This window comes from Acinetobacter sp. YH12039 (genome assembly GCF_013420015.1).
Classification (GTDB): domain Bacteria; phylum Pseudomonadota; class Gammaproteobacteria; order Pseudomonadales; family Moraxellaceae; genus Acinetobacter; species Acinetobacter amyesii.
Map to the genome: position 1 here is coordinate 1 of NZ_VOZA01000013.1, position 22818 is coordinate 22818.

The following is a 22818-nucleotide window of genomic DNA, read 5'->3' on the forward strand; positions in this document are numbered from 1 at the left end:
GAAAATGTATATCGTTGGCAGAAGAAATTATTTAGACCAATTATCAAAAGCTTCATTGATGACTTTATTCTCGATAAAAATCATCTGCTACCACAGAGAATCTTTAAATAATAGTGCGTAAGTCCTAGTCTTTTAAATCGTATGCTATAAATACATGGTGCCCAACAAAACGCATTTGAAATCGTATAAATCTAATTACATTCTACTCATTCAATTCTTGAAGTTATGGCTAGCATTCAGTTTTAAATACTTACAGATAAGGAAATAATTTGGGCTATTGATACCAAATAGTTGCCTATGTAACGAAGTTTGAAGATTGAGTACAATCACACACTGTGATTGTACTTTAGTAGTAGAAGTATACTCCTTTTCAAGTATTGTGTTTTGATCGACATGCTTATTCAAAGATTCAAAAAATTAAGCCCTCCTAAACAACTTAGATTTAAGTCATCATTGAGGGGTGAAAACAGCCTCGTTCGTTCAATTGATTTCAAACCATTACACATGCATGAATCTGATTAATTTAAGAAATATTGAACTGGTAATTTAGAATCTCATCCTTTATTCCTGTTCGAAGCAATTTCTTAACTGCATTGGCAACGATATTCAGACTGAGGTTTCCACTCATCCCATTTAATGTATGTTAAAACATCAAGCTCTAGAGCCAATAGCTAGATGAAGCCTATCACTACTTTCTTTATAGCTATCGTAATATTACTAAGCTTTTGTCTTCTACAAAGAAAGTGAGATAATTTGGAGCGATTCAGACGAATCTACAATGTTAAATGAGGCCTTGAACAAAGCTATACTTCATTCAAATAGAAGTATCTAACCCACTATCTTAGATATATTATTTTTAAGGTTGAATATCTGCAAAGTTGCTAATACCTTATTTTCTAATAAATTCATTTGTTGTTATTTCTACATCTATTGTTTTAAATCAAACACTTATTTTATCTAATTTGCATAATTTTTATGCAGATTAAATGCTAAAAAGACATTCTGCTAAGTTAAGAATAATCCATCATTTAAAGAATCACGCATTTACGAGTAGCGTTTTGATATCTATTAAAGGTGTCATTATGTCTCATTTAATCTCTGAAAATATTCATGTTATTGAAAATGACTTAGAAGCAATTCATGCAGCGTATCACGTTGCAGATTTTGCTTTGGAAGGTCGAAATGAACGTGATCAGAACCGCCTACTGCCATTTGCAGAAATCGACTTGTTTAGTCAAAAAGGTTTAGGCGGCATTCGTATACCCAAGCAATTTGGCGGTGCCTACGTGTCCAACAAGACACTGGCGCAGGTTTTTCGCATTATCAACAAAGCAGATTCTAGCGTGGGCCAAATTCCACAAAACCAAATTGCCTTGCTGTATATGATTGACCTCATGGGAACGGATGAACAAAAAGCCTTTATTTTTAATGAAATTTTACAGGGAAAACGTTTAGCCAATGGTGGCCCAGAGCGCAATACCAAAGACACCAAAACCTTAAAAACAACGCTACGCATCGAAGATGGAACGTATGTGGTCGATGGTGAAAAGTTCTATTCGACCGGCAGTAGTTTTGCAGATTGGTTGGCGATTAAAGCCGTTCACCCTGAAGGTCATGTTGTCCTGACCATCATTGATCGACACGCTACAGGCGTAGAAGTGATTGATAACTGGAATGGTTTTGGCCAACGCACAACGTCTAGTGGCACTGTCAAACTGAATCATGTGGCAGTAGATCCCCTATTAATTTTTGATGAACGTAAGCTTTCTGCAGGGCCAACGTATCGCGGTGCCTTTTCGCAATTGATGCAAGTCGCGATCGATGTGGGGATTGCGGAAGCTGCCTTTGCAGACACCCTTTCTGCGGTACAAAAAGCCCGTCCAATTGTAGATGCACAAGTTGAGAAAGCCAGTTTTGAGCCTTACACCCTACAGGAAGTGGGTAAATCTGCCGTTTTATTGGATGCTGCGATTTTACTTTTAGATGAAGCCGCAGACTACCTCGATGAATTAGATCAGCTTGATCAGGTGAGCGAACAACAAGCCGCTCTAGCTTCGATTCGTGTCGCTGAAGCTAAAATCTATGCCAATGATGCAGCCTTACAGATCTCTGAAAAACTCCTTGAATTAGGCGGCAGCCGTGCAAGTTTGAGTGCCCATAACCTTGATCAACACTGGCGCAATGCCCGAGTACACACCTTACATGATCCTGTGCGCTGGAAGCTGCATACCTTAGGCGACTATTACTTAAATCATAAATTACCTGCACGCCATGCGTGGATTTAAGGAGAATTCTGATGACCTCATTTCCAAATATTAATTCGCTACAGGCCATATCAACAACACCTGCGCATATTATTCAGTCCGATGCAGAAGCACTTGAAATTGCAAAACAATTAGCCGAAAAATTTAGAAAAAATGCCGTGCAACGTGATGCCGAACGCATACTGCCGTTTGATGAAATCGAGGCCTATAGTCAATCTGGTCTCTGGGCAATCACGGTTCCCAAGGCATTTGGCGGTGCCGAAGTTTCAAGTTATACCGTGGCGCAAGTGATTGCGCTTATGAGTGGTGTAGATGGCTCAATTGGGCAAATTCCACAAAACCATTTTTATGCATTGGAAGTATTACGAAACACCGGCACAACTGAACAAAAGCAAAAGCTTTATGCCGAAGTGCTTGCTGGCGCTCGTTTTGGCAATGCCTTAGCCGAGTTTAAAACCAAAACCGCTGCGCAAAAACAAACGTCGATTCGCCCTCATGACAATGGTTTTGTGGTGAATGGTGAAAAGTTTTATTGCACCGGCAGTTTATTTGCACATCGTATTCCCACATTGGTCAAAGACCAAGATGGTCGTGAATATTTAGCCTTTATTGCACGTGAAAGTACAGGTTTAGAGCTGATCGATGATTGGACAGGGTTTGGACAGCGCACCACGGGTAGCGGCTCTGTAAAATTTCACCAAGTTGCAGTTCCTGCCATAGATGTCATTCCCTTTGATCGGGCATTTACGGAGCCGACATTGGTTGGGCCATTTGCGCAAATTATGCATGCTGCGATTGAAGTCGGTATAGCCCGCGCAGCCTTTGAAGAAAGTTTGAGCCGCGTACACCAAGCTCGACCATGGATTGATTCAGGTCTTGATCTTGCAAGCGAAGATCCTTTAACCAAATACGAACTCGGTCGCATTGCCGCAGATGTTCGCGCCAGTGAGGTCTTGCTGAAACAAGCCGCTCGTGCCATCGATGCTGCTCGCCCACAGCCCAATGCTGAAAACATCGCAAAAGCCTCATTAGATGTAGCGAAAGTGCGTGCGCATAGTACTGAAACCGCACTGAAAGCGGCATCAAAATTGATTGAGCTTGCAGGCAGCCGTGGCAGTCAGCGTGAAGATGGCCTAGATCGATTTTGGCGTAATGCACGTGTCCACACCTTGCATGATGCAGGGCGTTGGAAATATTTCTTCATTGCCAATTACCTCCTAAATGGCGTATTGCCCCCACGTCGAGGGACCTTGTAATGAGCGAAATCACCACAGCTGATACCCAATCACATACAGCCAAGAAAATTTTACTGAATGCCTTCGACATGAACTGTGTCGGCCATATCAATCATGGCTTATGGACCCATCCACGCGATGAGTCATACCGCTTTAATGAACTGAGCTATTGGACCGATCTTGCCAAAACCTTGGAGCAAGGGCTGTTTGACGGGCTATTTATTGCGGATATCACCGGGGTCTATGATGTTTATGAAGGCAATATTGATCTCACACTTAAAGAGTCGATCCAACTGCCGAGCCATGACCCCAGCACCCTAATTTCTGCAATGGCTGCGGTCACTGAAAACTTAGGTTTTGGTGTAACAGTCAATTTGAGCTATGAAACGCCTTATCAATTTGCACGTCGATTTGCCAGCCTAGACCACCTGACCCAAGGTCGAATCGGTTGGAATATCGTGACTGGATATCTAGACAGTGCAGAACGCTTGATTGGGCAAAAAGGCCTGAAAGATCATGGTCTACGCTATGAACAAGCTGAAGAGTTTTTGCAGCTTTGCTATAAGTTTTGGGAAGGCTCTTGGGAAAATGATGCGGTTCAAAAAGATAAAGCAAATCGCATCTTTAGCGACCCCAAAAAAGTACATGCCATTCAACACCAAGGGAAGTTCTATCAAAGCCAAGGGGTATTTCAAGTTTCTCCATCGATACAGCGCACCCCTGTGTTGTATCAGGCCGGTGCTTCACCACGTGGTTTAGCTTTTGCTACGCAACATGCAGAAGGCATGTTTATCGGTGCAGACAGCGCAGAAAAAGTTAAAAATCAGGTACAAAAAATTCGCAGCCAAACCGCAGCGCAAGGTCGTGACCCACAAGCCGTAAAACTCTTTGTCGGCATTACGGTAGTGACCGCAGAGACCGATGAACTCGCCCAAGAGAAATTGGCTGAATACATTCGCTATGCCAATCCTGAAGCGGGACTGGCACACTTTTCCAGCTCGATTGGGATGAACCTCGCCAACTTTGCAGAAGATGAAGCCATTCCGTATCAGCAGACCAATAGCATCGCATCGGTCAATCAAAAATTTAAAGAGCAGAAAATTACGCGCCAAGATTTGCGTGCTCAGCACGTTCTAGGTGGGCGTTATCCGCTCTTTGTTGGGAGTGGTGCCAATGTTGCAGAACAGTTAATTGATTATTTGGATGAAACTGGCATCGATGGATTTAATCTGACTCGCACCGTTGCACCTGAGTCACATCAAGATTTTATTCGTTTGGTCATTCCTGAATTACAGCAACGTGGTCGCTATAAAACTGCATATGACACCGGTAGTTTGCGGCAAAAACTGTTTCAACAAGGTGACCATTTAGCCACGACACATCCTGCTCATCGCTACCGATGTCGCACTTCCGACGCGGGATCTCAGGCAGCAATTAAAAACGTTGAGACAGCATAAGCTGCACTTAAAAAATAAAATTTTAGTCAAAAAATTTAATTATTTCAAAAAATAGAGGTGTGCCATGGCACAAACAGCAAAATCTAAATTCACACTGATTGGTGTGATCGTGGCCATCTTGGTGATTGGCTTAGTTATTTGGAATCAACAAAAGAAAAATCATCAAAGTGAATTGGTGATTGGGATTAGCCCATCTTTTGCTAAACCCTTACAAGTCGCCGCAGATGAAGCCAAGCAGCAAGGGCTGAATGTGAAATTGGTGGAATTTTCAGACTGGAATACCCCGAATATCACTCTAAACCACGGCGATATTGATGCAAACTTTTTCCAACATCAGCCGTTTCTAGACAATGCAAAAAAAGAAACGGATTTTAAAATCAAAGCCTTTGATGTTGGTGCTGCAACCCATGTCGGGCTGTATTCCAAAAAGTATAAAAACTTTGCTGATTTACCCCATAAAGCCAAAGTGGTGATTCCGAATGATCCGGTCAATCAGGGCCGTGCCTTACAACTGTTACAGCAAGCCAAGCTCATTGAACTGAAACAGCCAGATAACTTTTTATCGACTTTAAATGACATTGCTGCGAATCCTAAACAACTTCAATTTATTGAGGTGGAAGGCCCTCAAACGGCACGTGCGATTGATGATGTCGATCTGGCTTTTGGCTATCCACATTATTTACGTCTAGCAAAAACTGCCGATCCTGAAAATGCCTTACTGTTTGACTCCAATACCGACAAGCGTTTTGCCATCTTATTTGCCGTTCGTGATGACTATGTAGATCGTGACGATAAACTGCGTAAATTTGTCGATATTTATCAAAACTCACCTAAAGTTAAACAGGCATTGGACGCAGATTTTGGTGCAAAACTGTGGTTCCCTGGTTGGAAATAAGGAGTCGCTCATGGTGAGTTTCGGTTCATCGGTTGAATTTGCCGTCCCCCATATCCAAATCAAAAATTTAAATAAATTTTATGATGTGCAAGGACAGCAGGTTCATGCCTTAAAAGATATCAATCTGAATATTCCACAAGGCAAAATATTCGGCATTATTGGGAAAAGCGGCGCGGGTAAATCTTCGCTGATTCGAACGCTGAATGGCTTAGAACAAATCAGTGATGGCAGTATTCACATCCATCAACAAGAATTATCAAGCTTAAATCACGCAGGGTTGATTGCACTGCGTCAACGCATAGGCATGATTTTTCAGCATTTTAATTTGATGTCTGCCAAAACCGTGTATGACAATATTGCGCTGCCCCTTAAAATTGCCAATTTCAGTCAAGCTGATATCTCTCAGCGAGTGAATGAAGTGCTGAAGCTAGTGGGTCTTGAAAATAAAGCAGCGCACTACCCTTCTCAACTTTCCGGTGGGCAAAAACAACGTGTCGGGATTGCACGAGCGTTAGTTCATCATCCGGAAATTTTACTCTGTGATGAAGCGACTTCTGCACTCGATCCTGAAAGTACTTCTGTTGTGCTGTCTTTGCTTAAAGAAATTAATCAAAAGCTCGGTATCACCATTGTGTTGATTACCCATGAAATGCAGGTCATTCGCGAGATTTGCGATCAAGTTGTGGTGATCGATCAAGGCGAAATTGTAGAAGCAGGACAGGTTTGGAAAGTGTTTTCTACGCCTCAGCAGCAGATCACACAAGAGTTGCTCAACCTTGAACAGCTTGATTTACCAAGCGATATTCAGCCACAACCGTCAGATCCAAATGATCAAATCATTTTAAAATTACGCTATGAATCGACACTACAACAGTCGCCGGACTTAAAGTTTATTTTTGATCAATTTCAGGCGCCAGTACATCTGTATCAAAGTCATATCGATAGTATTCAAGGGCATTTAATCGGTTCTTTGATTGTTGCAATAGACCACAGCCATTTAGAGATCAACGCCTTATCTGAACAACTTAAACACCATATCGCAAAGATTGAGGTACTCGGCTATGCACGACCAACTCATTGATTTACTGATTAGTGGAACCATTGATACCTTACTGATGGTCGGCGTTTCAGCCTTTGTGGCCTTTCTGATCGGCCTGCCTTTAGCGGTCGTATTGGTGTGTAGTGCTGAACACGGGATTTATCCTTCAAAAAGCCTAAACCACACGCTAGGTTGGTTGGTCAATATTACCCGTTCGGTGCCTTTTCTGATTTTAATGGTGGCGCTTATTCCGCTCACGCGCTTTATCGTGGGCACCAGTTATGGCGTTTGGGCCGCTGTCGTGCCTTTAACCCTTGCGGCCACGCCTTTTTTTGCACGTATAGCTGAAGTAAGCTTACGTGAAGTCGATCAAGGTCTGATTGAGGCTGCTCAAGCCATCGGCTGTAACCGCAAACAAATCATTTGGCATGTGCTGCTCCCTGAAGCGCTTCCCGGCATCGTCGCAGGCTTTACCGTGACCTTGGTGACCATGATTAATTCTTCTGCCATTGCAGGGGCGATCGGTGCAGGTGGTTTGGGGGATATTGCTTATCGGTACGGTTATCAACGCTTTGATATGCAAATCATGTTGGCAGTGATTGTGGTATTGGTCGCGATCGTGATGCTGGTTCAAGCCTGTGGTGATCACATTTCCAACCAGCTCGATAAACGCAAAATTTAAAACGACCCTCACGATTATTTTTCGTATTTCTTAGAAAAAAGCGTGCGGCTACACATAAAAAATACCCTAATCCAGATTAGGGTATTTTTTCAATTAGGTGCAAATTCGATTCTGTTCAAACAGGATCTTTAGACCGAATTAATAGGTCACACGGACATAATCACGATATTCAGGTTTCCAGAAATTCTCTTCAATCGCATGTTCGAGCACTTCAACGCTGACATTTGGTGCAACACCATCAGCAATCGCTGCCAATGCCACTTTCAAAGCGATTTTCTTCGAAATATCCTGTAAATAATCCAAACTTGGCAATAAATCGGCATTTGGATCTGCCAATTTTGGTGAACAGTCTGCCAACGCCGTACTCGATGCCATCAGCATATTTTCCGTCACACGTTTCGCCCCAGATGCAATCACACCGAGACCAATCCCCGGGAAAATATAGGAGTTATTGCACTGTGAAATATGATGAATCTTGCCGTGATAATTCACTGGTGCAAATGGACTACCAGTCGCAATCAGAGCCTTACCTTTGGTCCACTCGATAATATCTGCAGGCACCGCTTCGACACGCGATGTCGGATTAGACAGTGGCAACACAATAGGCTGTTCACAATTCGCAGCCATCGTTTCAATGACCTCTTGGCTAAACAGTCCCGGTTGTCCCGAAACCCCAATCAATACAGTCGGTTTGGCATGTGTAACTACATCCAAGAGTGAAACAACCGAATCTGCATTTGCCCAATGAGCAACGTTATCTGGTGCTTGTGCAAGTTTGCGTTGGAAATCTAAAAGATTCGGCTGATTTTCAGTAATTAAACCAAAGCGATCGACCATAAACACCCGCGCACGCGCTTGAGCATCGGTTAAACCTTCCGCCACCATTTGCTTGATGATCTGTTCTGCAATCCCACAACCTGCTGAACCCGCCCCTAAGAAGGTGACGATTTGATCTTTGAGCTGTTTACCTGCTGCGCGTGATGCTGCTATTAAACTTCCGACAGACACTGCTGCTGTCCCTTGAATATCGTCATTGAAGCAGCAAATTTTATCGCGATATTTTTCCAATAAAGGCATCGCATTTTTTTGTGCAAAGTCTTCAAATTGAATCAGCGCTTTTGGCCAACGTTGTTGAATGGCTTTAATCACGTCATCGACAAATTGATAATATTCTTCACCGCTGATACGAGGCTGACTCCAACCCATATAAATCGGGTCATTCAACAGCTGTTGGTTATTGGTTCCGACATCTAAAGTAATCGGCAATGTATAGGCTGGACTGATCCCACCACACGCGGTGTACAGTGACAACTTACCAATCGGAATCCCCATCCCGCCAATGCCTTGGTCACCAAGCCCAAGAATACGTTCACCGTCCGTAATAACGATCACTTTCACGTTCTTTTTATTCACGTTATGAATAATTTGGTCAATATGATCACGGTCAGGATATGAAATAAAAATCCCACGATGACGACGGTAAATGTCCGAGAAGCGCTGACAAGCCTCACCCACTGTTGGTGTATAGATGATCGGCATCATCTCACTGAGGTGATTTTCAATTAAGTGATAGAACAATGTTTCATTGGTGTCTTGAATATTGCGCAGGTAGATATGCTTATTGATATCACTATTAAATGCACAATATTGTTGATAAGAACGCTGACTTTGTTCTTCAATGCTTTCTGTGACGTGTGGAATTAAACCGTGCAAATTAAAGCTCTTACGTTCATCTTCATTAAACGCAGAACCTTTATTTAAAAGTGGGAGTTCTAAAAGTGTATTTCCGGCATAAGGAATATATAAAGGTCGTTTCGTTTTCAAATTTTCACTGGGCATTATTTAACTCGTTTAATTAATCTTTTGTTTCGCACTGCAAAAAGCGAAATGCACAAAAGTGACTATCTCGTTATTTGTTATAGCCTATCCTGATTCGAGCGCTTTGGGGCATTTAGTAAATTGATAGTAGTTTTAGTTAGATTTTATAATCTGATAACTCGATCATGCATCCAATCATCGCAACGCCTATTTTGGCTTAAATGTATACGACTTTTAGCGAATCTTAGAAAATAACAAAAATAATTAATGATTAAATTTCAATCAATTAAATAAATTCAAAACAAAGCCTTAATTTTGGTAGGTCTTTGGTAGGTGTGAATTTAAAACATCCCTCGCAATACTCAGTTTAGGTGAGTATCACCCATAACAAATGACAATGAATGGTAGAAGGAATCGCACCATGGCTTTTAAAAATATTGCAGATCAAACAAACGGTTTTTACATCCCTTGTGTTTCACTTTTTGGCCCCGGCTGTGCTAAAGAAATTGGTGCAAAGGCACAAAATCTTGGCGCAAAGAAAGCGCTTATCGTGACCGATGCCGGTCTTTACAAATTTGGTGTAGCAGATACGATTGCCGCATATTTAACTGAAGCTGGCGTAGAAAGTCACATCTTTCCGGGCGCAGAACCCAACCCAACTGACACCAACGTGCATAGCGGTGTAGATGCCTACAATGACAATGGCTGTGACTTTATTGTCTCTCTCGGTGGCGGCTCTTCTCATGACTGTGCCAAAGGCATTGGCTTAGTCACTGCCGGTGGTGGTCATATTCGTGACTATGAAGGCATCGATAAAAGTACAGTTCCAATGACTCCACTCATTGCGATTAATACCACCGCAGGTACGGCATCAGAAATGACCCGTTTCTGTATTATTACCAATACCGACACCCACGTTAAAATGGCGATTGTCGATTGGCGTTGTACCCCACTTATCGCTATTGATGACCCGAAACTGATGATTGCGAAACCTGCGGCGCTCACTGCAGCAACCGGTATGGATGCATTAACACATGCGGTCGAAGCTTATGTTTCTACAGCAGCCAATCCTATTACCGATGCTTGTGCTGAAAAAGCCATTTCAATGATCAGTGAATGGCTCAGCCCTGCCGTCGCCAATGGCGAAAACCTAGAAGCACGTGATGCGATGAGCTATGCACAGTACTTAGCAGGGATGGCATTTAACAATGCATCTTTAGGTTATGTCCACGCGATGGCGCACCAACTCGGCGGCTTCTACAACTTGCCACATGGCGTATGTAATGCCGTGCTGTTACCACACGTTTGCGAATTTAACCTGATTGCCTGCCCTGACCGATATGCACGTATCGCGCAGCTCATGGGTGTGCCAACCGATGGTTTAACGGTGACTGAAGCGGCTTATGCAGCGATTGCAGCAATCCGTGAACTCTCTGCTTCGATTGGCATTCCATCGAGCCTTTCTGAACTCGGTGTGAAAGAACAAGACCTCAACATCATGTCTGAAAATGCGCAAAAAGATGCCTGTATGCTCACCAACCCACGTAAAGCGACTCATGCTCAAGTGGTTGATATTTTCAAGACAGCGCTTAAAGCCAATGCCTCTGTGGTCGACTTCAAAGCAGCCGTTTAAGTTAAGCCCAATAGGTCTTCATGTTTAAGTGACCCAAGTGCCTACATTACCCTTTGAGTCTGGTGATGTAGGTCAACTGAATCCATTTCACCTTTTATTTCAGGAAAGCGACTATAGATTGGTCGCTTTCATACTGAGGTCACTCTTTTTTAGTCCGCATAACAGCATCGATTATTCATTTGACAAAAGCTCATGGCTCATCAAGGATAAAGCATAATGTCCAATAATATTGATGAGTATAATAATGAGCCATTCACATATTCAGTATCAGCCTGACATTTTGGGCGCAGGCTATGAACAAGCCACGCTGACCTTCCCTGATGATTATGAAGGCCCAGTGGTTGCCACACTGGTTCGCAAAAAAACCACGGCTCCTACCTCCAAAGCGGTGCTCTATATCCATGGTTTTATCGATTATTTTTTCCAAACCGAAATGGCGGAACGCTTCAATCAGCACGGTTTCGACTTTTATGCCTTAGATTTAAGAAAATATGGCCGCTCCATCCGCCCGCATCAAAAATACTATAATGTGCATGCACTGTCTGAATACGATGCCGAAATAGATCAAGCCCTAACGATCATTGCTGATGAAGGTCATGATGCCTTGCTGCTCTGTGGTCATTCTACCGGTGGCTTAACCACCACTTTGTATGCAGCCCATCATCCAAATCATCCTTTAATTCAAGCCCTTTGGGTTAACAGCCCATTTTATGATTTCAACATGAATCCGGTGAAACGCGCACTGGGTATTCCACAGCTGAGTAAATTGGCAAAAACCTTTCCCAATTTAAAATTTCCGAGTGAACTGAATAAATGGTATACCGCCAGTTTACACCGCGAACTCAAGGGTGAATGGGACTTCAATTTAGACTGGAAAAAGACCCGCTATCCAATGGTGTATTTAAGTTTCGTGCGGACAATTTATGAGGCTCAAAAAGAGATTCATCGAGGTGTCAGCCTAGATGTACCGGTCTTGGTCATGCACTCGCATCAAACACAAAATCCAAAACGATGGGGTAAAGCAGCACAGACCAGTGATGTGATTTTAGGTGTAAAAGACATCCAAAAATATGCCAAGAAAATTCAAGGCGATGTCACCATTCAAAGCATACACAATGGCTTGCATGATTTAGTGCTTTCGGAAAAAAACGCGCGCGAACAAGTCTATACCCAGCTCTTTGAATGGCTGGCCAATAAAGGCCTTTAATAGCCTGAATCACATTGCAACTTACTGTTTTAATTTCAACAAGGTCTGATGTACGGGATGCGATCTCGGCATCAGCTCGATCAGACGTTCAACCGCATCAATAGCTTCAGGAAAACGCGCGACATGCTTGAGCAGAACATCTGTTTCTTTGGCATTAAAAATCGCTTGGCTTAATCGTGACTCAAGACAATCACGCCATGCCCCTAAAAATGGGCTTTCAGTTTTAGCCAAGAAAACCCCTGAACACAGTTTTAATGCAGAATCGAGATAACCTGCATCTAAAGCTTGCTCGGCTTGTAAAAAGTCGGCTTCGACTTGCGCCAATAAGCGATAGGGTCTTGAGCCTAACATGCCACCCAAAATATCGCGTAGCTGCGACATTTCCGCTTTTAAAGTCCCAACACTCACCTTACGTTCACCATATAAGGCTTGATGCAAAGTATCTAAGGTCATGCCTTGCGGACATAGCGCCAAGATGGTCAAAATTTCTATTTGCCGCGGGGTCAGCACCATCACTTTGCCATTAAATAACACTTGCGGCACTGCAAAGGCCCGAATATACAAATGCTGTTTTTGAAAATCGAGCAAAGCCGATTGAATAATCGAAGCGCAGCGTTCAGCCGCAAGTAGCCCTAAACTATTGTGTTTTTTCCACACGGTGGATAAATCAACCACGCCCAAAATTTGCTGCGTATGTGGATCGATAATCGGTGCTGCATAGCAGACCCATTCATGTACTGATGGCATGTAATGTTCATTTGAAAACACACAACTCGACTGTTGGGTTTTTAAAGACAACGCTAATGCATTGGTGCCGACCAATTCTTCGCGCCATTGCCCACCTGCAATAAAATGCACACTTTCCGCAGCACTTTGCATTTGCCGACTCGACGCACTCCAAATAATCGTGCTCCCCACATCGCCTACGGCAAGTACCATCGACGATTGTTCGGCAATGTGTTTTAAATCTTCGGCACAATGTTGCAAGGCATGATGCAATGCCGACTGCTGTTGACTCTGAGGACTTAAATTCACCAAAGGCGCAGCACTCCGGTTTTCCGGAATTTCCGCCTGCGCCGATCGCTGCCAAGAACTCGCAATGCTCTCATTCAATTGCGAGCTTTGCTGCTTTGACAGACTCATGCCCTGCCTTAACCGTTCGACATTCTGTCGTTTTTCAGATAAATCCTTCTGTATCATCATTCATTATTCTCACAACAATTCATGACTAAAAATCCGTTTCCCAGCTTTTGTTTTTAAGACTGAAAAAAAATATTGTAAACCTTCTTGTCTCCAACCTTTTTCCAACCTTATACAGGCTATGCTAATCAAATAATGTACAAAAGTACCTTATACCAAAGCTGTAGATTGCCACAGATGGGCAGCCCAACAAGATCATAATAAACAAGCAAAGGAAAATTCATATGCGTTATGTCGATCCTAATCAACCCGGTTCAAAAGTTCAGTTTAAAGCTCAGTATGAAAACCTGATTGGTGGCCAATGGGTCGCGCCAGTGAAAGGTGAATACTTTGAAAATATCTCCCCTGTAGACGGTAAAGTTTTTACCAAAGTGCCACGTTCTTCTGCTGAAGATATCGAATTGGCTTTGGATGCAGCGCATAAAGCCAAAGCCCAATGGAACGCCTCTTCCCCAACGACACGCTCAAATATTTTATTAAAAATTGCCGATCGACTTGAAGAAAACCTAGAGCTCCTTGCGGTTGCAGAAACCTGGGACAACGGTAAACCAATTCGTGAAACCTTAGCCGCTGATATTCCACTGTGTATCGATCACTTCCGTTATTTTGCCGGCTGTATCCGTGCGCAAGAAGGTGGCATTTCTGAAATTGATGAAAATACTATTGCTTACCATTTCCATGAACCACTTGGTGTGGTCGGTCAAATTATTCCGTGGAATTTCCCAATCTTGATGGCGGCTTGGAAACTTGCTCCAGCATTGGCTGCGGGTAACTGCATCGTGTTGAAACCTGCGGAGCAAACACCTGTCAGCATCTTGGTCTTGGCTGAACTCATTCAAGACCTACTCCCACCGGGCGTGCTAAATATTGTGAATGGTTATGGTGTTGAAGTCGGTCGTCCACTGGCGACCAATCCACGCATCTCAAAAATCGCCTTCACCGGTTCAACCGCTGTGGGTCAAATGATCATGCAATATGCGACTGAAAATATCATTCCTGTGACTTTAGAACTTGGCGGAAAATCACCGAACATCTTCTTTGAAGACATCATGGACAAAGATGATGAGTTCCTTGATAAATCGCTCGAAGGTTTTGCCATGTTTGCGCTCAACCAAGGTGAAATTTGCACATGTCCATCACGTGCATTGGTACAAGAAAGCATTGCTGATCGATTCTTGGAAATGGCTGTCGAACGTGTCAAACGTATTAAGACCGGTCATCCACTCGATACCGACACCATGATTGGTGCACAGGCATCGCAAGAGCAGCAAGATAAAATCTTGGGCTGTATTGCGACAGGTAAAAATGAAGGTGCACAGCTCATTACTGGTGGTGATCCACGCAATGAAGTCGGTACAGGTTTCTATATTGAACCAACCATTTTCAAAGGCACCAATGACATGAAGATTTTCCAAGAAGAAATCTTCGGCCCTGTGCTTTCAGTTGCCACCTTTAAAGACTTTGATGATGCCATTAAAATTGCCAATGACACGATTTATGGTCTAGGTGCAGGGGTTTGGTCGCGTTCAGCACATACTTCATATCGTGCGGGTCGTGCCATTCAGGCGGGCCGTGTATGGACCAACTGTTATCATATCTACCCTGCACACGCTGCATTCGGCGGCTACAAAAAATCAGGGATCGGCCGTGAAAATCACAAAATGATGCTTGATCATTATCAACAAACCAAAAACTTGTTGGTGAGCTATGACACCAAGCCAATGGGCTTCTTCTAAGCAGCGTTGAACAATACATGAGATAAAAAGCGAACTTCGGTTCGCTTTTTTCAATTTTTTTAAATGCTCCATACATGTATCACCAAGCGTTACTGTCCTTGTAAAGCATCCTCTACAAAATGTAGATGATCTACACCCCAATACAGCTCATCATTCACAAACCAACTTGGCGCCCCAAACACACCCCGTTCAATAGCTTCTTCGGTCACCACTTTCAGCTCAGATTTGACTTTTTCATCATCCAACCACTGTTTCACTTGTTCTGCACCTAGCCCCAGTTCTTGCATGAGTTGCATGAAGGTGGTGAGATCATTTAAATTGCGTGGCTGACCAAACATCGCGTTAAAAATACCCGTCAATACTTTCAGAAACTCTTCAGACTGAAATAACTGGACTGCGGTTATCAAACGCATCAGCTGCAAAGTATTGATCGGAAAATACGGATTCATCTGTACAGGTATCTGCCATAGCTTTGCCCAACGTTGAAGATCAATCATGGAATAACGTGCCTTCGCAGGTACCGCCATCGGGCTACTATTGCCTGTGGCTTTAAACACACCACCCAATAACATCGGTTTCCAGATAATTTCTGCCTGATATTGCTCAGCAATGTGCTGAATACGGTGAAATCCAATGTAGCTATATGGACTGCCGACATCAAAATAAAATTCAATGACTTTCATGTTTTTCGTCCTTTTTTTGCTTATTTTCCTAACTGATGTTACGCACGTAAAAGTAACATCTTATTTTTTAAATGATTTTTAAGCCGATTTGACGGAGTCTTACATCCAGGGTTTAAATAAAGGGATTAGCCTTCGGCTGGAGGTACTTTTGTTTCGGCAAAAGTACCCAAAACCATTGTCATCCGCAAAACTCGTTCACTAGCGTCTAATTATTCAAAGTATCGCAAAAACATTTTTGAATAGATGTAGTCCTGTCTCAAACACTTGCGGATGACCTTACCGCGTATCGTTCTTTTATTTGAATCAAATTACGCTTACCAGCGTTCCATCCACGGTCGCAGATCTAATTCATGCGTCCATGCATCTCGTGGTTGCTGTGAGAGATGCCAATAATTTTCTGCAATATGTACTGGATTTAAAATACCATCTTGCGCTTTTTTTGCGTACAAATCGGGAAAAGTCTCTTTAATAAAGTCGGTATCAATCGCCCCATCAACCACCACATGCGCCACATGAATATTACGTGGACCTAGTTCCCGTGCCATGCTTTGTGCCAAGGCACGAAGCGCATGTTTTGCGCCAGCAAAAGCGGCAAAGCCTGCGGCACCACGAACCCCAGCCGTCGCACCCGTAAAAATAATTGTGCCAGATTCACGGCTCACCATGCGCTTCGCCACTTCCCGACCCGTTAAAAATGCCGAGAAACATGCCATTTCCCAAATCTTGAAATATTTACGTGCGGTTTCTTCCAAAATACTACATGGCACATTGGCACCAATATTAAAGACCATGACCTCAATCGGGCCAATGTTTGATTCAATGTGCTCGATGAGTTCAATCACTTGCTCTTCTTTTCGAGCATCCGAACCAAAGCCAAAAGCAGTCCCTCCCTGTGCTTGAATTTCAGCAATTAAGGGCTGTAATTTGTCGACATTACGCCGCGTCATACATGCGGTATAACCACCACAAGCAAAGCGTTTGGCAATTTCACCACCGGTGGCATCTCCTGCACCAATGATCAATGCCACACCTTTGACAGGCTGAGATATATGATTATTTTCCATGACGATCTCCTCGTGCTGGATAGTTTTTATATTCCATGTGCGATCAATTTTATTGAATAACGATCGTTACTATAACGAATACTATGTTATGATGAATTTATCGTCAATCATAATTTTTTAGGGTCATGCACATGCGCTATAAACCCGAATACAAACAACAAAAACGACAAGAATTGCTCAACATTACGGGGCAAATTGCGAAAAAAAATGGCTTTGCTGCAACAGGTGTTGACGGCTTAATGAAAGCTGCAGGTGTCACTAGTGGCGCATTCTATTCACATTTTTCGTCAAAACAGGATTTACTCAAAGCATTGGTTGAATATGAATTGCAGCAAAGCTTTAACATGTGGCAAAGCAACCCGCATCATAATGCAGCCGACTGGATTAATTTTGAATTAGACCGTTACTTAACCCCTTCCCACCTTGAACATCCTGAACAAGGCTGTGTTTTGCCGACACTTGCGACCGAAGTAGCTCGTGCAGATGACACGATTAAACAGGCCTATGAAAAGGAATTACTGCGCGGTCATGCTTTATTTAGCGCACATTTGGCGAGTGAAGAAAAAGCTTGGGCCATAATGTCCCAACTGGTCGGTGCGGTTTTAATTGCACGGGCAATGCATGATCCCGAATTACAAAAAAGCATTTTGCAGGCCAATAAAATGGTCATTCAAGATTATTTGGCCGCGCACTCAGCTGCATAAGTGACGATTATTTTATGTGATCCTTCATGTAGTTATACGATTAAACACTTCCGATAAACTGTCAGCTCCCTTTGGCTTAATTATTCAATATCCGTATAAGGTTGCCAATTTTTATGCTTTTCAATCGCTTAAAGATTGGGCATAAATGGCACAATTCAAATAAAGTCCTCTTTTCAAGGTTCTGACGACTGTGTATAACAATGAGCCATTAAAGGAAAATGATAAGCATAGGCAAAGAACGCAAAAAAACGTTAGACTATGCAACAATCAATGCAAGTAAATGTCATTCGATACAAACAAAAAGGTGAAGATTGATGCCGCTCAATACTGTTGAAGAGCTCGTAGCTGATATTCGTGCAGGTAAAATGGTCATCCTGATGGATGATGAAGATCGTGAAAATGAAGGCGACCTTGTCATCGCTGCGACCCACGTACGCCCTGAAGATATCAACTTCATGATTACGCATGCGCGTGGTCTTGTATGCTTAACCTTAAGTAAAGAGCGTTGCCAGCAGTTAAATTTACCTTTAATGGTCGATGCAAACGGTGCACAGCACGGTACAAACTTCACATTGTCGATTGAAGCAGCAAATGGCATTTCAACAGGTATTTCTCCTGCTGAACGTGCGCACACCATTCAAACAGCGGTGGCTGCACATGCTAAACCGGCTGATATCGTACAGCCAGGCCATATTTTCCCGCTGATGGCACAGCCTGGTGGTGTCCTTCACCGTGCCGGTCATACTGAAGCAGGCTGTGATTTATCGCGTTTAGCCGGCCTAGAACCCGCATCTGTGATTTGTGAAATCATCAATGAAGACGGCACTATGGCGCGTCGCCCAGATCTTGAAGTCTTTGCTGAAAAGCATGGCTTAAAAATGGGCACGATTGCGGACTTAATTCACTACCGCATGACCAATGAGCAAACCGTTGAGCGCATTGATCAACAAACTTTAGATACTGAATATGGTACTTTTGAATTGTTCCGTTACCGTGAAATTGGTAACCCAGACATTCATTTAGCACTGGTTAAAGGCGAACCGAAACAAGGCGTAACCACAGTCCGTGTACATGGTTTCAGCCCAGTTCGTGACTTATTAAAACTCAATAAACAAGATGGCGCTCCGGCGTGGAATCTCGATAAAGCACTCAAAGAAATCGCATCCAGCGATCGTGGTGTTTTAGTGTGGATCGGTCAGCGTCATTTACAGGACTTAGGCCCTGCTTTAGAAAATTTAACTGCACCGAAAAATGTTAAATCCAATGCGGCACTGTCTCAGCAGTATCAAACCATTGGTGTGGGTGCACAAATTTTACGTGATTTAGGCGTGGAAAAAATGAAGCTACTCAGCTCTCCACTACGCTTTAATGCACTATCAGGTTTTAACTTAGAAGTGGTGGAATACATCACCGCAAATCAAACATCAGAGAAATAATCGAGGTTGCTATGGCAGTTCGCCGTATTGAAGGTATGTTACATCTCGCGAACGAAGACCGTTATGCGATTTTAGTTGGTCGTTTTAATAGCTTTGTTGTTGAACATTTGCTAGAAGGTGCCGTTGATACATTGAAACGTCATGGCGTATCAGAGGATAATATCACTGTTGTTCATGCACCGGGTGCTTGGGAACTTCCTGTGGTTGCGAAGAAACTTGCAGCTTCAGATCGTTTCGATGCCATCATCGCGCTTGGCGCAGTGATTCGTGGTAGCACGCCTCACTTCGATTTTGTTGCTGGCGAATGTGCCAAAGGTTTAGGCGTTGTTGGTCTAGACACTGGCTTACCAGTAATTAATGGTGTATTGACTACGGATAGTATTGAACAAGCGATTGAACGCTCAGGTACAAAAGCAGGCAATAAAGGTAGTGAAGCTGCCTTGACTGCTATTGAAATGGTTAACTTGTTAAAGGCTATTTAACGCTATGTCGCAAACACTTCAAGCAACTTATGCAGCAAAACGTAAAGCACGTCGCTTTGCTGTACAAGGAATTTATGAATGGCAAATGAGCCGCAATCCTGTCCATGAGATTGAAGCACGTACACGTGTGGATAATGCCATGCACAAGGTCGACCTCGGCTATTACCACGAGTTATTGACCGAGGTTGTTGCCAATCATGAAGCATTGGATGCGCTTTTAATCCCTGTGCTCGATCGTGAAGTGGACGCTTTAGATGGTGTTGAACTTGCAACACTTCGTCTTGGTGCATATGAACTCAAAGAACATCTTGAGATTCCATATCGCGTCGTGTTAGATGAAGCGATCGAGTTAGCTAAACATTTTGGCGGTGCAGACAGCCACAAATACATCAATGGTGTATTGGATCGTTTAGCGACTACATTGCGTGCAGCAGAAAAACAACAAGCTAATTAATTTTTTAAGTAGTACGTTGTATGGCTGAGTTCTCGATCATTGATACCTATTTTAATCGTCAGAATATTAATTCTGTCGATTTAGGGGTCGGTGATGACTCAGCCTTGCTCACCCCTCCTCCACAGCAACAATTGGTCATCTGTGCCGATACACTGGTTGCTGGGCGTCACTTTCCCCTCGACACAAACTCACATGCCATCGGCTGGAAATCTGTTGCCGTCAACCTCTCTGATATTGCTGCAATGGGTGCCAAACCACACAGTATTTTATTGGCATTGAGCCTACCCCAAATTGATCATGACTGGCTCAAAGGCTTTAGTCAGGGTTTATATGATTGTTGCGATCAATTTGGTGTGAGTTTAATCGGTGGTGATACCACACAAAGTCCTCATCTGACGATTTCAGTCACAGCCCTCGGCTGGATAGAATCAGGACAAGCTGTCCCACGTTCAGGTGCCCAAATCGGTGATTATATCTGCGTCAGCGGACAAGTCGGTGATGCTGCATTTGGCTTAAATCATTTAGGTCATCGCTTACAGCGCCGTTTAGATTATCCCACACCCCGTTGCTTACTGGGCCAACAGCTCAAAGGCTTAGCCAACAGTATGATTGACGTCTCTGATGGGCTCGCACAAGATTTAGGACATATCCTCGCTGCTTCACACGTCGGTGCAGAAATTGAATTAGATCAACTTCCTATCGATCCCGATGTAAAACAATTACAACAAGAAATGCAGTGGCAATACGCCCTCGCGGGTGGAGATGACTATGAGTTATGCTTTACAATAAGTCCGCAGAATTATAAAAAACTTCTGCAACTAAAATTAGATGTAAACATTAGTAAAATCGGTCAAATCACCCCAAATTTGGGAATCCGTTATAACAACCACGGTGTGGACCAAGTCATAAAATTTAAGGGATACCAGCATTTTGCATAAGCCAGCCATTAACTTTAAATCCATGTCTTGGTTTAACCGAGTCATCGCCTTTTGTGGCGTGGGATTTGGTTCGGGTCTTGCACCCAAAGCACCAGGCACCTTTGGCTCTGCTTTTGCTTTGTTGTTTATTCCAGGTTGGCTTGCAATCGGCTTTTTCAACTCCATTATAGTCATGATCATCATGTCGATTATTGGTATCTATATTTGTGGTCAAACCGCCAAAGTCATGGGTGTTCATGACGATGGTCGCATCGTATGGGATGAATTTGCCGGTCAGTCCATTACCTTCCTCCCGATTTTATATCTTGGGCAAATGAGCTGGACTTGGGCATTGATTGGTTTTGCTTTATTCCGTTTATTTGATGTCTGGAAACCGTGGCCTATTCGTGTCATTGACCGTCAAGTCGGTGGTGGCTTTGGCATCATGTTCGACGACATTATTGCGGGCCTTTGGGCCGCGCTTTGCATCTGTATTTATTTTTATATTGTGTCTATGTAATAGAAACACCTAGGATTAAACATGTCTACTAGCGTTATTATTCTTGCTGCAGGTAAAGGGACACGTATGCGTTCTCGTTTACCCAAAGTATTACAACCACTCGCAGGACAACCTCTACTCGGCCATGTCATCAACACTGCGAAAAAACTAAATGCAGAAGAAATAATTACCATCTATGGACATGGCGGTGAATTGGTTCAAAACGCGTTTGCACATGAAAATGTCAAATGGGTTGAACAAGCAGAACAATTAGGTACAGGCCATGCAGTCAAAGTGACTCTGCCTGTCCTAGCAAAAACTGGGATTTCTTTGATTCTCTCGGGTGATGTGCCGTGCATCACTGAATCAACATTACAAAAATTACTGGATGTTTCGACTCATACTGGCATTGGTTTAGTAACCTTAACGGTTAATGATGCGACAGGTTACGGGCGTATTGTTCGTGAAAATGGCAAGATTCAAGCCATTGTTGAACATAAAGATGCTTCTGAAGAACAACGTAAGATCAAAGAATTTAATACCGGTATTTATGCAGTGAGCAATGCTAAATTGCACGAATGGTTACCAAAATTAAGCAATAATAACGCGCAAGGTGAATATTACCTGACCGATATCGTTGCCATGGCAATTGCTGACGGTCTCGAAGTGGCATCTGTTGAGCCAGAACGTGCTTTCGAAGTGGAAGGTGTCAATGACCGCGTACAATTGGCTGCCCTTGAACGTGAATTTCAAGCATTCCAAGCTAAACAACTGATGCAACAAGGCGTTCACCTGATTGATCCTGCACGTTTCGACTTACGTGGTACATTGACTGTTGGTCAAGATGTCCGTATCGATATCAACGTGATTATTGAAGGTGATGTTGAACTCGGTGATAACGTAGAAATTGGTGCAGGTTGTATCATTAAAAACACCAAGATTGCGGCAGGTACTAAAGTTCAACCATATAGCGTTTTTGACAGCGCCATTGTCGGTGAAGACGCTCAAATCGGTCCATTTGCACGTTTACGACCTGGCGCAAATTTGGCCAATGAAGTACATATTGGTAACTTTGTTGAAGTTAAAAATACCACTGTCGGCTTAGGCTCTAAAGCCAACCACTTTACCTATTTAGGTGATGCAGAAGTCGGTGCAGGTTCAAACATTGGTGCAGGCACCATTACCTGCAACTATGATGGCGCAAACAAATTTAAAACCATTATTGGTGACTCAGCCTTTATCGGCTCAAATAGCTCATTAGTCGCTCCTGTCACCATTGGTCATGGTGCAACAGTGGGTGCTGGCTCAACCATTACACGTGACGTGGCAGACAATAGCCTTGCGGTAGAACGTTCGAAGCAATTTGCCAAAGAAAACTATCAACGTCCCCAAAAATTGAAAAAATAAGAGGAT

The 22818-nt window shown here is 43.2% G+C and carries 20 protein-coding genes and 1 pseudogene; 17 read left to right on the forward strand and 4 right to left on the reverse strand.

All coding sequences use genetic code 11. The annotated features are described in order from the left end of the window. From FTT98_RS07620 to FTT98_RS07650, 7 genes and pseudogenes are all read left to right on the forward strand, one after another. Positions 1-111, forward strand: a pseudogene (locus tag FTT98_RS07620) (IS701 family transposase); the annotation flags it as partial. Positions 112-1082: 971 nt separating this feature from the next. After that, positions 1083-2285, forward strand: a complete 1203-nt coding sequence (locus tag FTT98_RS07625) for an SfnB family sulfur acquisition oxidoreductase (RefSeq protein WP_180177218.1) — start codon at positions 1083-1085, stop codon at positions 2283-2285. A gap of 11 nt (positions 2286-2296) precedes the next feature. After that, positions 2297-3520, forward strand: coding sequence for an SfnB family sulfur acquisition oxidoreductase (locus FTT98_RS07630; protein WP_180177219.1), 1224 nt, complete (start codon positions 2297-2299; stop codon positions 3518-3520). Further along, complete coding sequence (locus FTT98_RS07635; protein ID WP_180177220.1) at positions 3520-4956, forward strand: LLM class flavin-dependent oxidoreductase; 1437 nt, start codon at positions 3520-3522, stop codon at positions 4954-4956. The genes FTT98_RS07630 and FTT98_RS07635 overlap by 1 nt, the downstream gene beginning before the upstream one ends. A 64-nt stretch (positions 4957-5020) precedes the next feature. After that, entirely contained in the window at positions 5021-5851 is an 831-nt protein-coding gene (locus tag FTT98_RS07640) for a MetQ/NlpA family ABC transporter substrate-binding protein (protein WP_180123837.1), read from the forward strand. A 10-nt stretch (positions 5852-5861) separates the two neighbouring features. Beyond that, positions 5862-6932, forward strand: a complete 1071-nt coding sequence (locus FTT98_RS07645; RefSeq protein WP_180123836.1) for a methionine ABC transporter ATP-binding protein — start codon at positions 5862-5864, stop codon at positions 6930-6932. Further along, positions 6913-7572, forward strand: coding sequence for a methionine ABC transporter permease (locus FTT98_RS07650; RefSeq protein ID WP_078191524.1), 660 nt, complete (start codon positions 6913-6915; stop codon positions 7570-7572). The genes FTT98_RS07645 and FTT98_RS07650 overlap by 20 nt, the downstream gene beginning before the upstream one ends. A 138-nt stretch (positions 7573-7710) precedes the next feature. Here FTT98_RS07650 and FTT98_RS07655 read toward each other — a convergent pair whose 3' ends face one another. Further along, the gene (locus tag FTT98_RS07655) at positions 7711-9411 is read right to left on the reverse strand and encodes an NAD-dependent malic enzyme (RefSeq protein ID WP_180177221.1); all 1701 of its coding nucleotides are present in this window, start codon (positions 9409-9411) and stop codon (positions 7711-7713) included. Between the two features lie 400 nt (positions 9412-9811). On the opposite strand from FTT98_RS07655, the gene FTT98_RS07660 reads away from it, so the two are divergent. Continuing rightward, on the forward strand, positions 9812-11023 hold the full coding sequence (locus FTT98_RS07660; protein ID WP_180177222.1) for an iron-containing alcohol dehydrogenase: 1212 nt from the start codon (positions 9812-9814) through the stop codon (positions 11021-11023). 244 nt (positions 11024-11267) lie between these two features. Continuing rightward, positions 11268-12230, forward strand: coding sequence for an alpha/beta hydrolase (locus tag FTT98_RS07665; protein WP_180177223.1), 963 nt, complete (start codon positions 11268-11270; stop codon positions 12228-12230). Between the two features lie 21 nt (positions 12231-12251). Here the strand turns inward: FTT98_RS07665 and FTT98_RS07670 are convergent, their stop codons facing one another. Beyond that, the gene (locus FTT98_RS07670; RefSeq protein WP_180177224.1) at positions 12252-13433 is read right to left on the reverse strand and encodes a transcriptional regulator; all 1182 of its coding nucleotides are present in this window, start codon (positions 13431-13433) and stop codon (positions 12252-12254) included. A 221-nt stretch (positions 13434-13654) separates the two neighbouring features. Here FTT98_RS07670 and FTT98_RS07675 point away from each other — a divergent pair, with 221 nt between their 5' ends. Then, the gene (locus tag FTT98_RS07675) at positions 13655-15166 is read left to right on the forward strand and encodes an aldehyde dehydrogenase family protein (RefSeq protein WP_078191529.1); all 1512 of its coding nucleotides are present in this window, start codon (positions 13655-13657) and stop codon (positions 15164-15166) included. 89 nt (positions 15167-15255) lie between these two features. Here the strand turns inward: FTT98_RS07675 and FTT98_RS07680 are convergent, their stop codons facing one another. Beyond that, the gene (locus FTT98_RS07680; RefSeq protein WP_180007987.1) at positions 15256-15849 is read right to left on the reverse strand and encodes a 2-hydroxychromene-2-carboxylate isomerase; all 594 of its coding nucleotides are present in this window, start codon (positions 15847-15849) and stop codon (positions 15256-15258) included. 314 nt (positions 15850-16163) lie between these two features. Beyond that, positions 16164-16913, reverse strand: a complete 750-nt coding sequence (locus tag FTT98_RS07685) for an SDR family oxidoreductase (RefSeq protein ID WP_180123830.1) — start codon at positions 16911-16913, stop codon at positions 16164-16166. Between the two features lie 131 nt (positions 16914-17044). Between FTT98_RS07685 and FTT98_RS07690 the strand changes: the two genes are divergently transcribed. From FTT98_RS07690 to glmU, 7 genes are all read left to right on the forward strand, one after another. Further along, complete coding sequence (locus FTT98_RS07690) at positions 17045-17617, forward strand: TetR/AcrR family transcriptional regulator (RefSeq protein ID WP_180177225.1); 573 nt, start codon at positions 17045-17047, stop codon at positions 17615-17617. 314 nt (positions 17618-17931) lie between these two features. Then, the gene (gene ribBA, locus FTT98_RS07695; RefSeq protein WP_078191533.1) at positions 17932-19053 is read left to right on the forward strand and encodes a bifunctional 3,4-dihydroxy-2-butanone-4-phosphate synthase/GTP cyclohydrolase II; all 1122 of its coding nucleotides are present in this window, start codon (positions 17932-17934) and stop codon (positions 19051-19053) included. 11 nt (positions 19054-19064) lie between these two features. Next, positions 19065-19535 carry a 6,7-dimethyl-8-ribityllumazine synthase gene (gene ribE, locus FTT98_RS07700; protein ID WP_067765591.1) on the forward strand — a complete coding sequence of 157 codons (471 nt, stop codon included), beginning with the start codon at positions 19065-19067 and terminating at the stop codon, positions 19533-19535. Positions 19536-19539: 4 nt separating this feature from the next. Then, positions 19540-19989, forward strand: coding sequence for a transcription antitermination factor NusB (gene nusB / locus FTT98_RS07705; protein WP_078191534.1), 450 nt, complete (start codon positions 19540-19542; stop codon positions 19987-19989). A 20-nt stretch (positions 19990-20009) separates the two neighbouring features. Continuing rightward, positions 20010-20927 (forward strand): thiamine-phosphate kinase, encoded by a 918-nt coding sequence (gene thiL, locus FTT98_RS07710; protein ID WP_180177226.1) that lies wholly within the window; start codon positions 20010-20012, stop codon positions 20925-20927. A gap of 22 nt (positions 20928-20949) precedes the next feature. Next, positions 20950-21426, forward strand: a complete 477-nt coding sequence (locus FTT98_RS07715; protein ID WP_180055734.1) for a phosphatidylglycerophosphatase A — start codon at positions 20950-20952, stop codon at positions 21424-21426. Positions 21427-21447: 21 nt separating this feature from the next. Further along, entirely contained in the window at positions 21448-22812 is a 1365-nt protein-coding gene (gene glmU, locus FTT98_RS07720; RefSeq protein ID WP_180177227.1) for a bifunctional UDP-N-acetylglucosamine diphosphorylase/glucosamine-1-phosphate N-acetyltransferase GlmU, read from the forward strand. The last annotated feature ends 6 nt before the right edge of the window (positions 22813-22818 follow it).

Coding starts and splice junctions, on each gene's coding strand:
- FTT98_RS07630 (WP_180177219.1), top strand. CDS start 2,297: ATGACCTCATTTCCAAATATTAATTCGCTACAGGCCATATCAACAACA.
- ribBA (WP_078191533.1), top strand. CDS start 17,932: ATGCCGCTCAATACTGTTGAAGAGCTCGTAGCTGATATTCGTGCAGGT.
- FTT98_RS07635 (WP_180177220.1), top strand. CDS start 3,520: ATGAGCGAAATCACCACAGCTGATACCCAATCACATACAGCCAAGAAA.
- FTT98_RS07680 (WP_180007987.1), bottom strand. CDS start 15,849: ATGAAAGTCATTGAATTTTATTTTGATGTCGGCAGTCCATATAGCTAC.
- FTT98_RS07625 (WP_180177218.1), top strand. CDS start 1,083: ATGTCTCATTTAATCTCTGAAAATATTCATGTTATTGAAAATGACTTA.
- FTT98_RS07650 (WP_078191524.1), top strand. CDS start 6,913: ATGCACGACCAACTCATTGATTTACTGATTAGTGGAACCATTGATACC.
- glmU (WP_180177227.1), top strand. CDS start 21,448: ATGTCTACTAGCGTTATTATTCTTGCTGCAGGTAAAGGGACACGTATG.
- ribE (WP_067765591.1), top strand. CDS start 19,065: ATGGCAGTTCGCCGTATTGAAGGTATGTTACATCTCGCGAACGAAGAC.
- FTT98_RS07645 (WP_180123836.1), top strand. CDS start 5,862: ATGGTGAGTTTCGGTTCATCGGTTGAATTTGCCGTCCCCCATATCCAA.
- FTT98_RS07690 (WP_180177225.1), top strand. CDS start 17,045: ATGCGCTATAAACCCGAATACAAACAACAAAAACGACAAGAATTGCTC.
- FTT98_RS07685 (WP_180123830.1), bottom strand. CDS start 16,913: ATGGAAAATAATCATATATCTCAGCCTGTCAAAGGTGTGGCATTGATC.
- nusB (WP_078191534.1), top strand. CDS start 19,540: ATGTCGCAAACACTTCAAGCAACTTATGCAGCAAAACGTAAAGCACGT.
- FTT98_RS07665 (WP_180177223.1), top strand. CDS start 11,268: ATGAGCCATTCACATATTCAGTATCAGCCTGACATTTTGGGCGCAGGC.
- thiL (WP_180177226.1), top strand. CDS start 20,010: ATGGCTGAGTTCTCGATCATTGATACCTATTTTAATCGTCAGAATATT.
- FTT98_RS07660 (WP_180177222.1), top strand. CDS start 9,812: ATGGCTTTTAAAAATATTGCAGATCAAACAAACGGTTTTTACATCCCT.
- FTT98_RS07670 (WP_180177224.1), bottom strand. CDS start 13,433: ATGATGATACAGAAGGATTTATCTGAAAAACGACAGAATGTCGAACGG.
- FTT98_RS07715 (WP_180055734.1), top strand. CDS start 20,950: ATGTCTTGGTTTAACCGAGTCATCGCCTTTTGTGGCGTGGGATTTGGT.
- FTT98_RS07655 (WP_180177221.1), bottom strand. CDS start 9,411: ATGCCCAGTGAAAATTTGAAAACGAAACGACCTTTATATATTCCTTAT.
- FTT98_RS07640 (WP_180123837.1), top strand. CDS start 5,021: ATGGCACAAACAGCAAAATCTAAATTCACACTGATTGGTGTGATCGTG.
- FTT98_RS07675 (WP_078191529.1), top strand. CDS start 13,655: ATGCGTTATGTCGATCCTAATCAACCCGGTTCAAAAGTTCAGTTTAAA.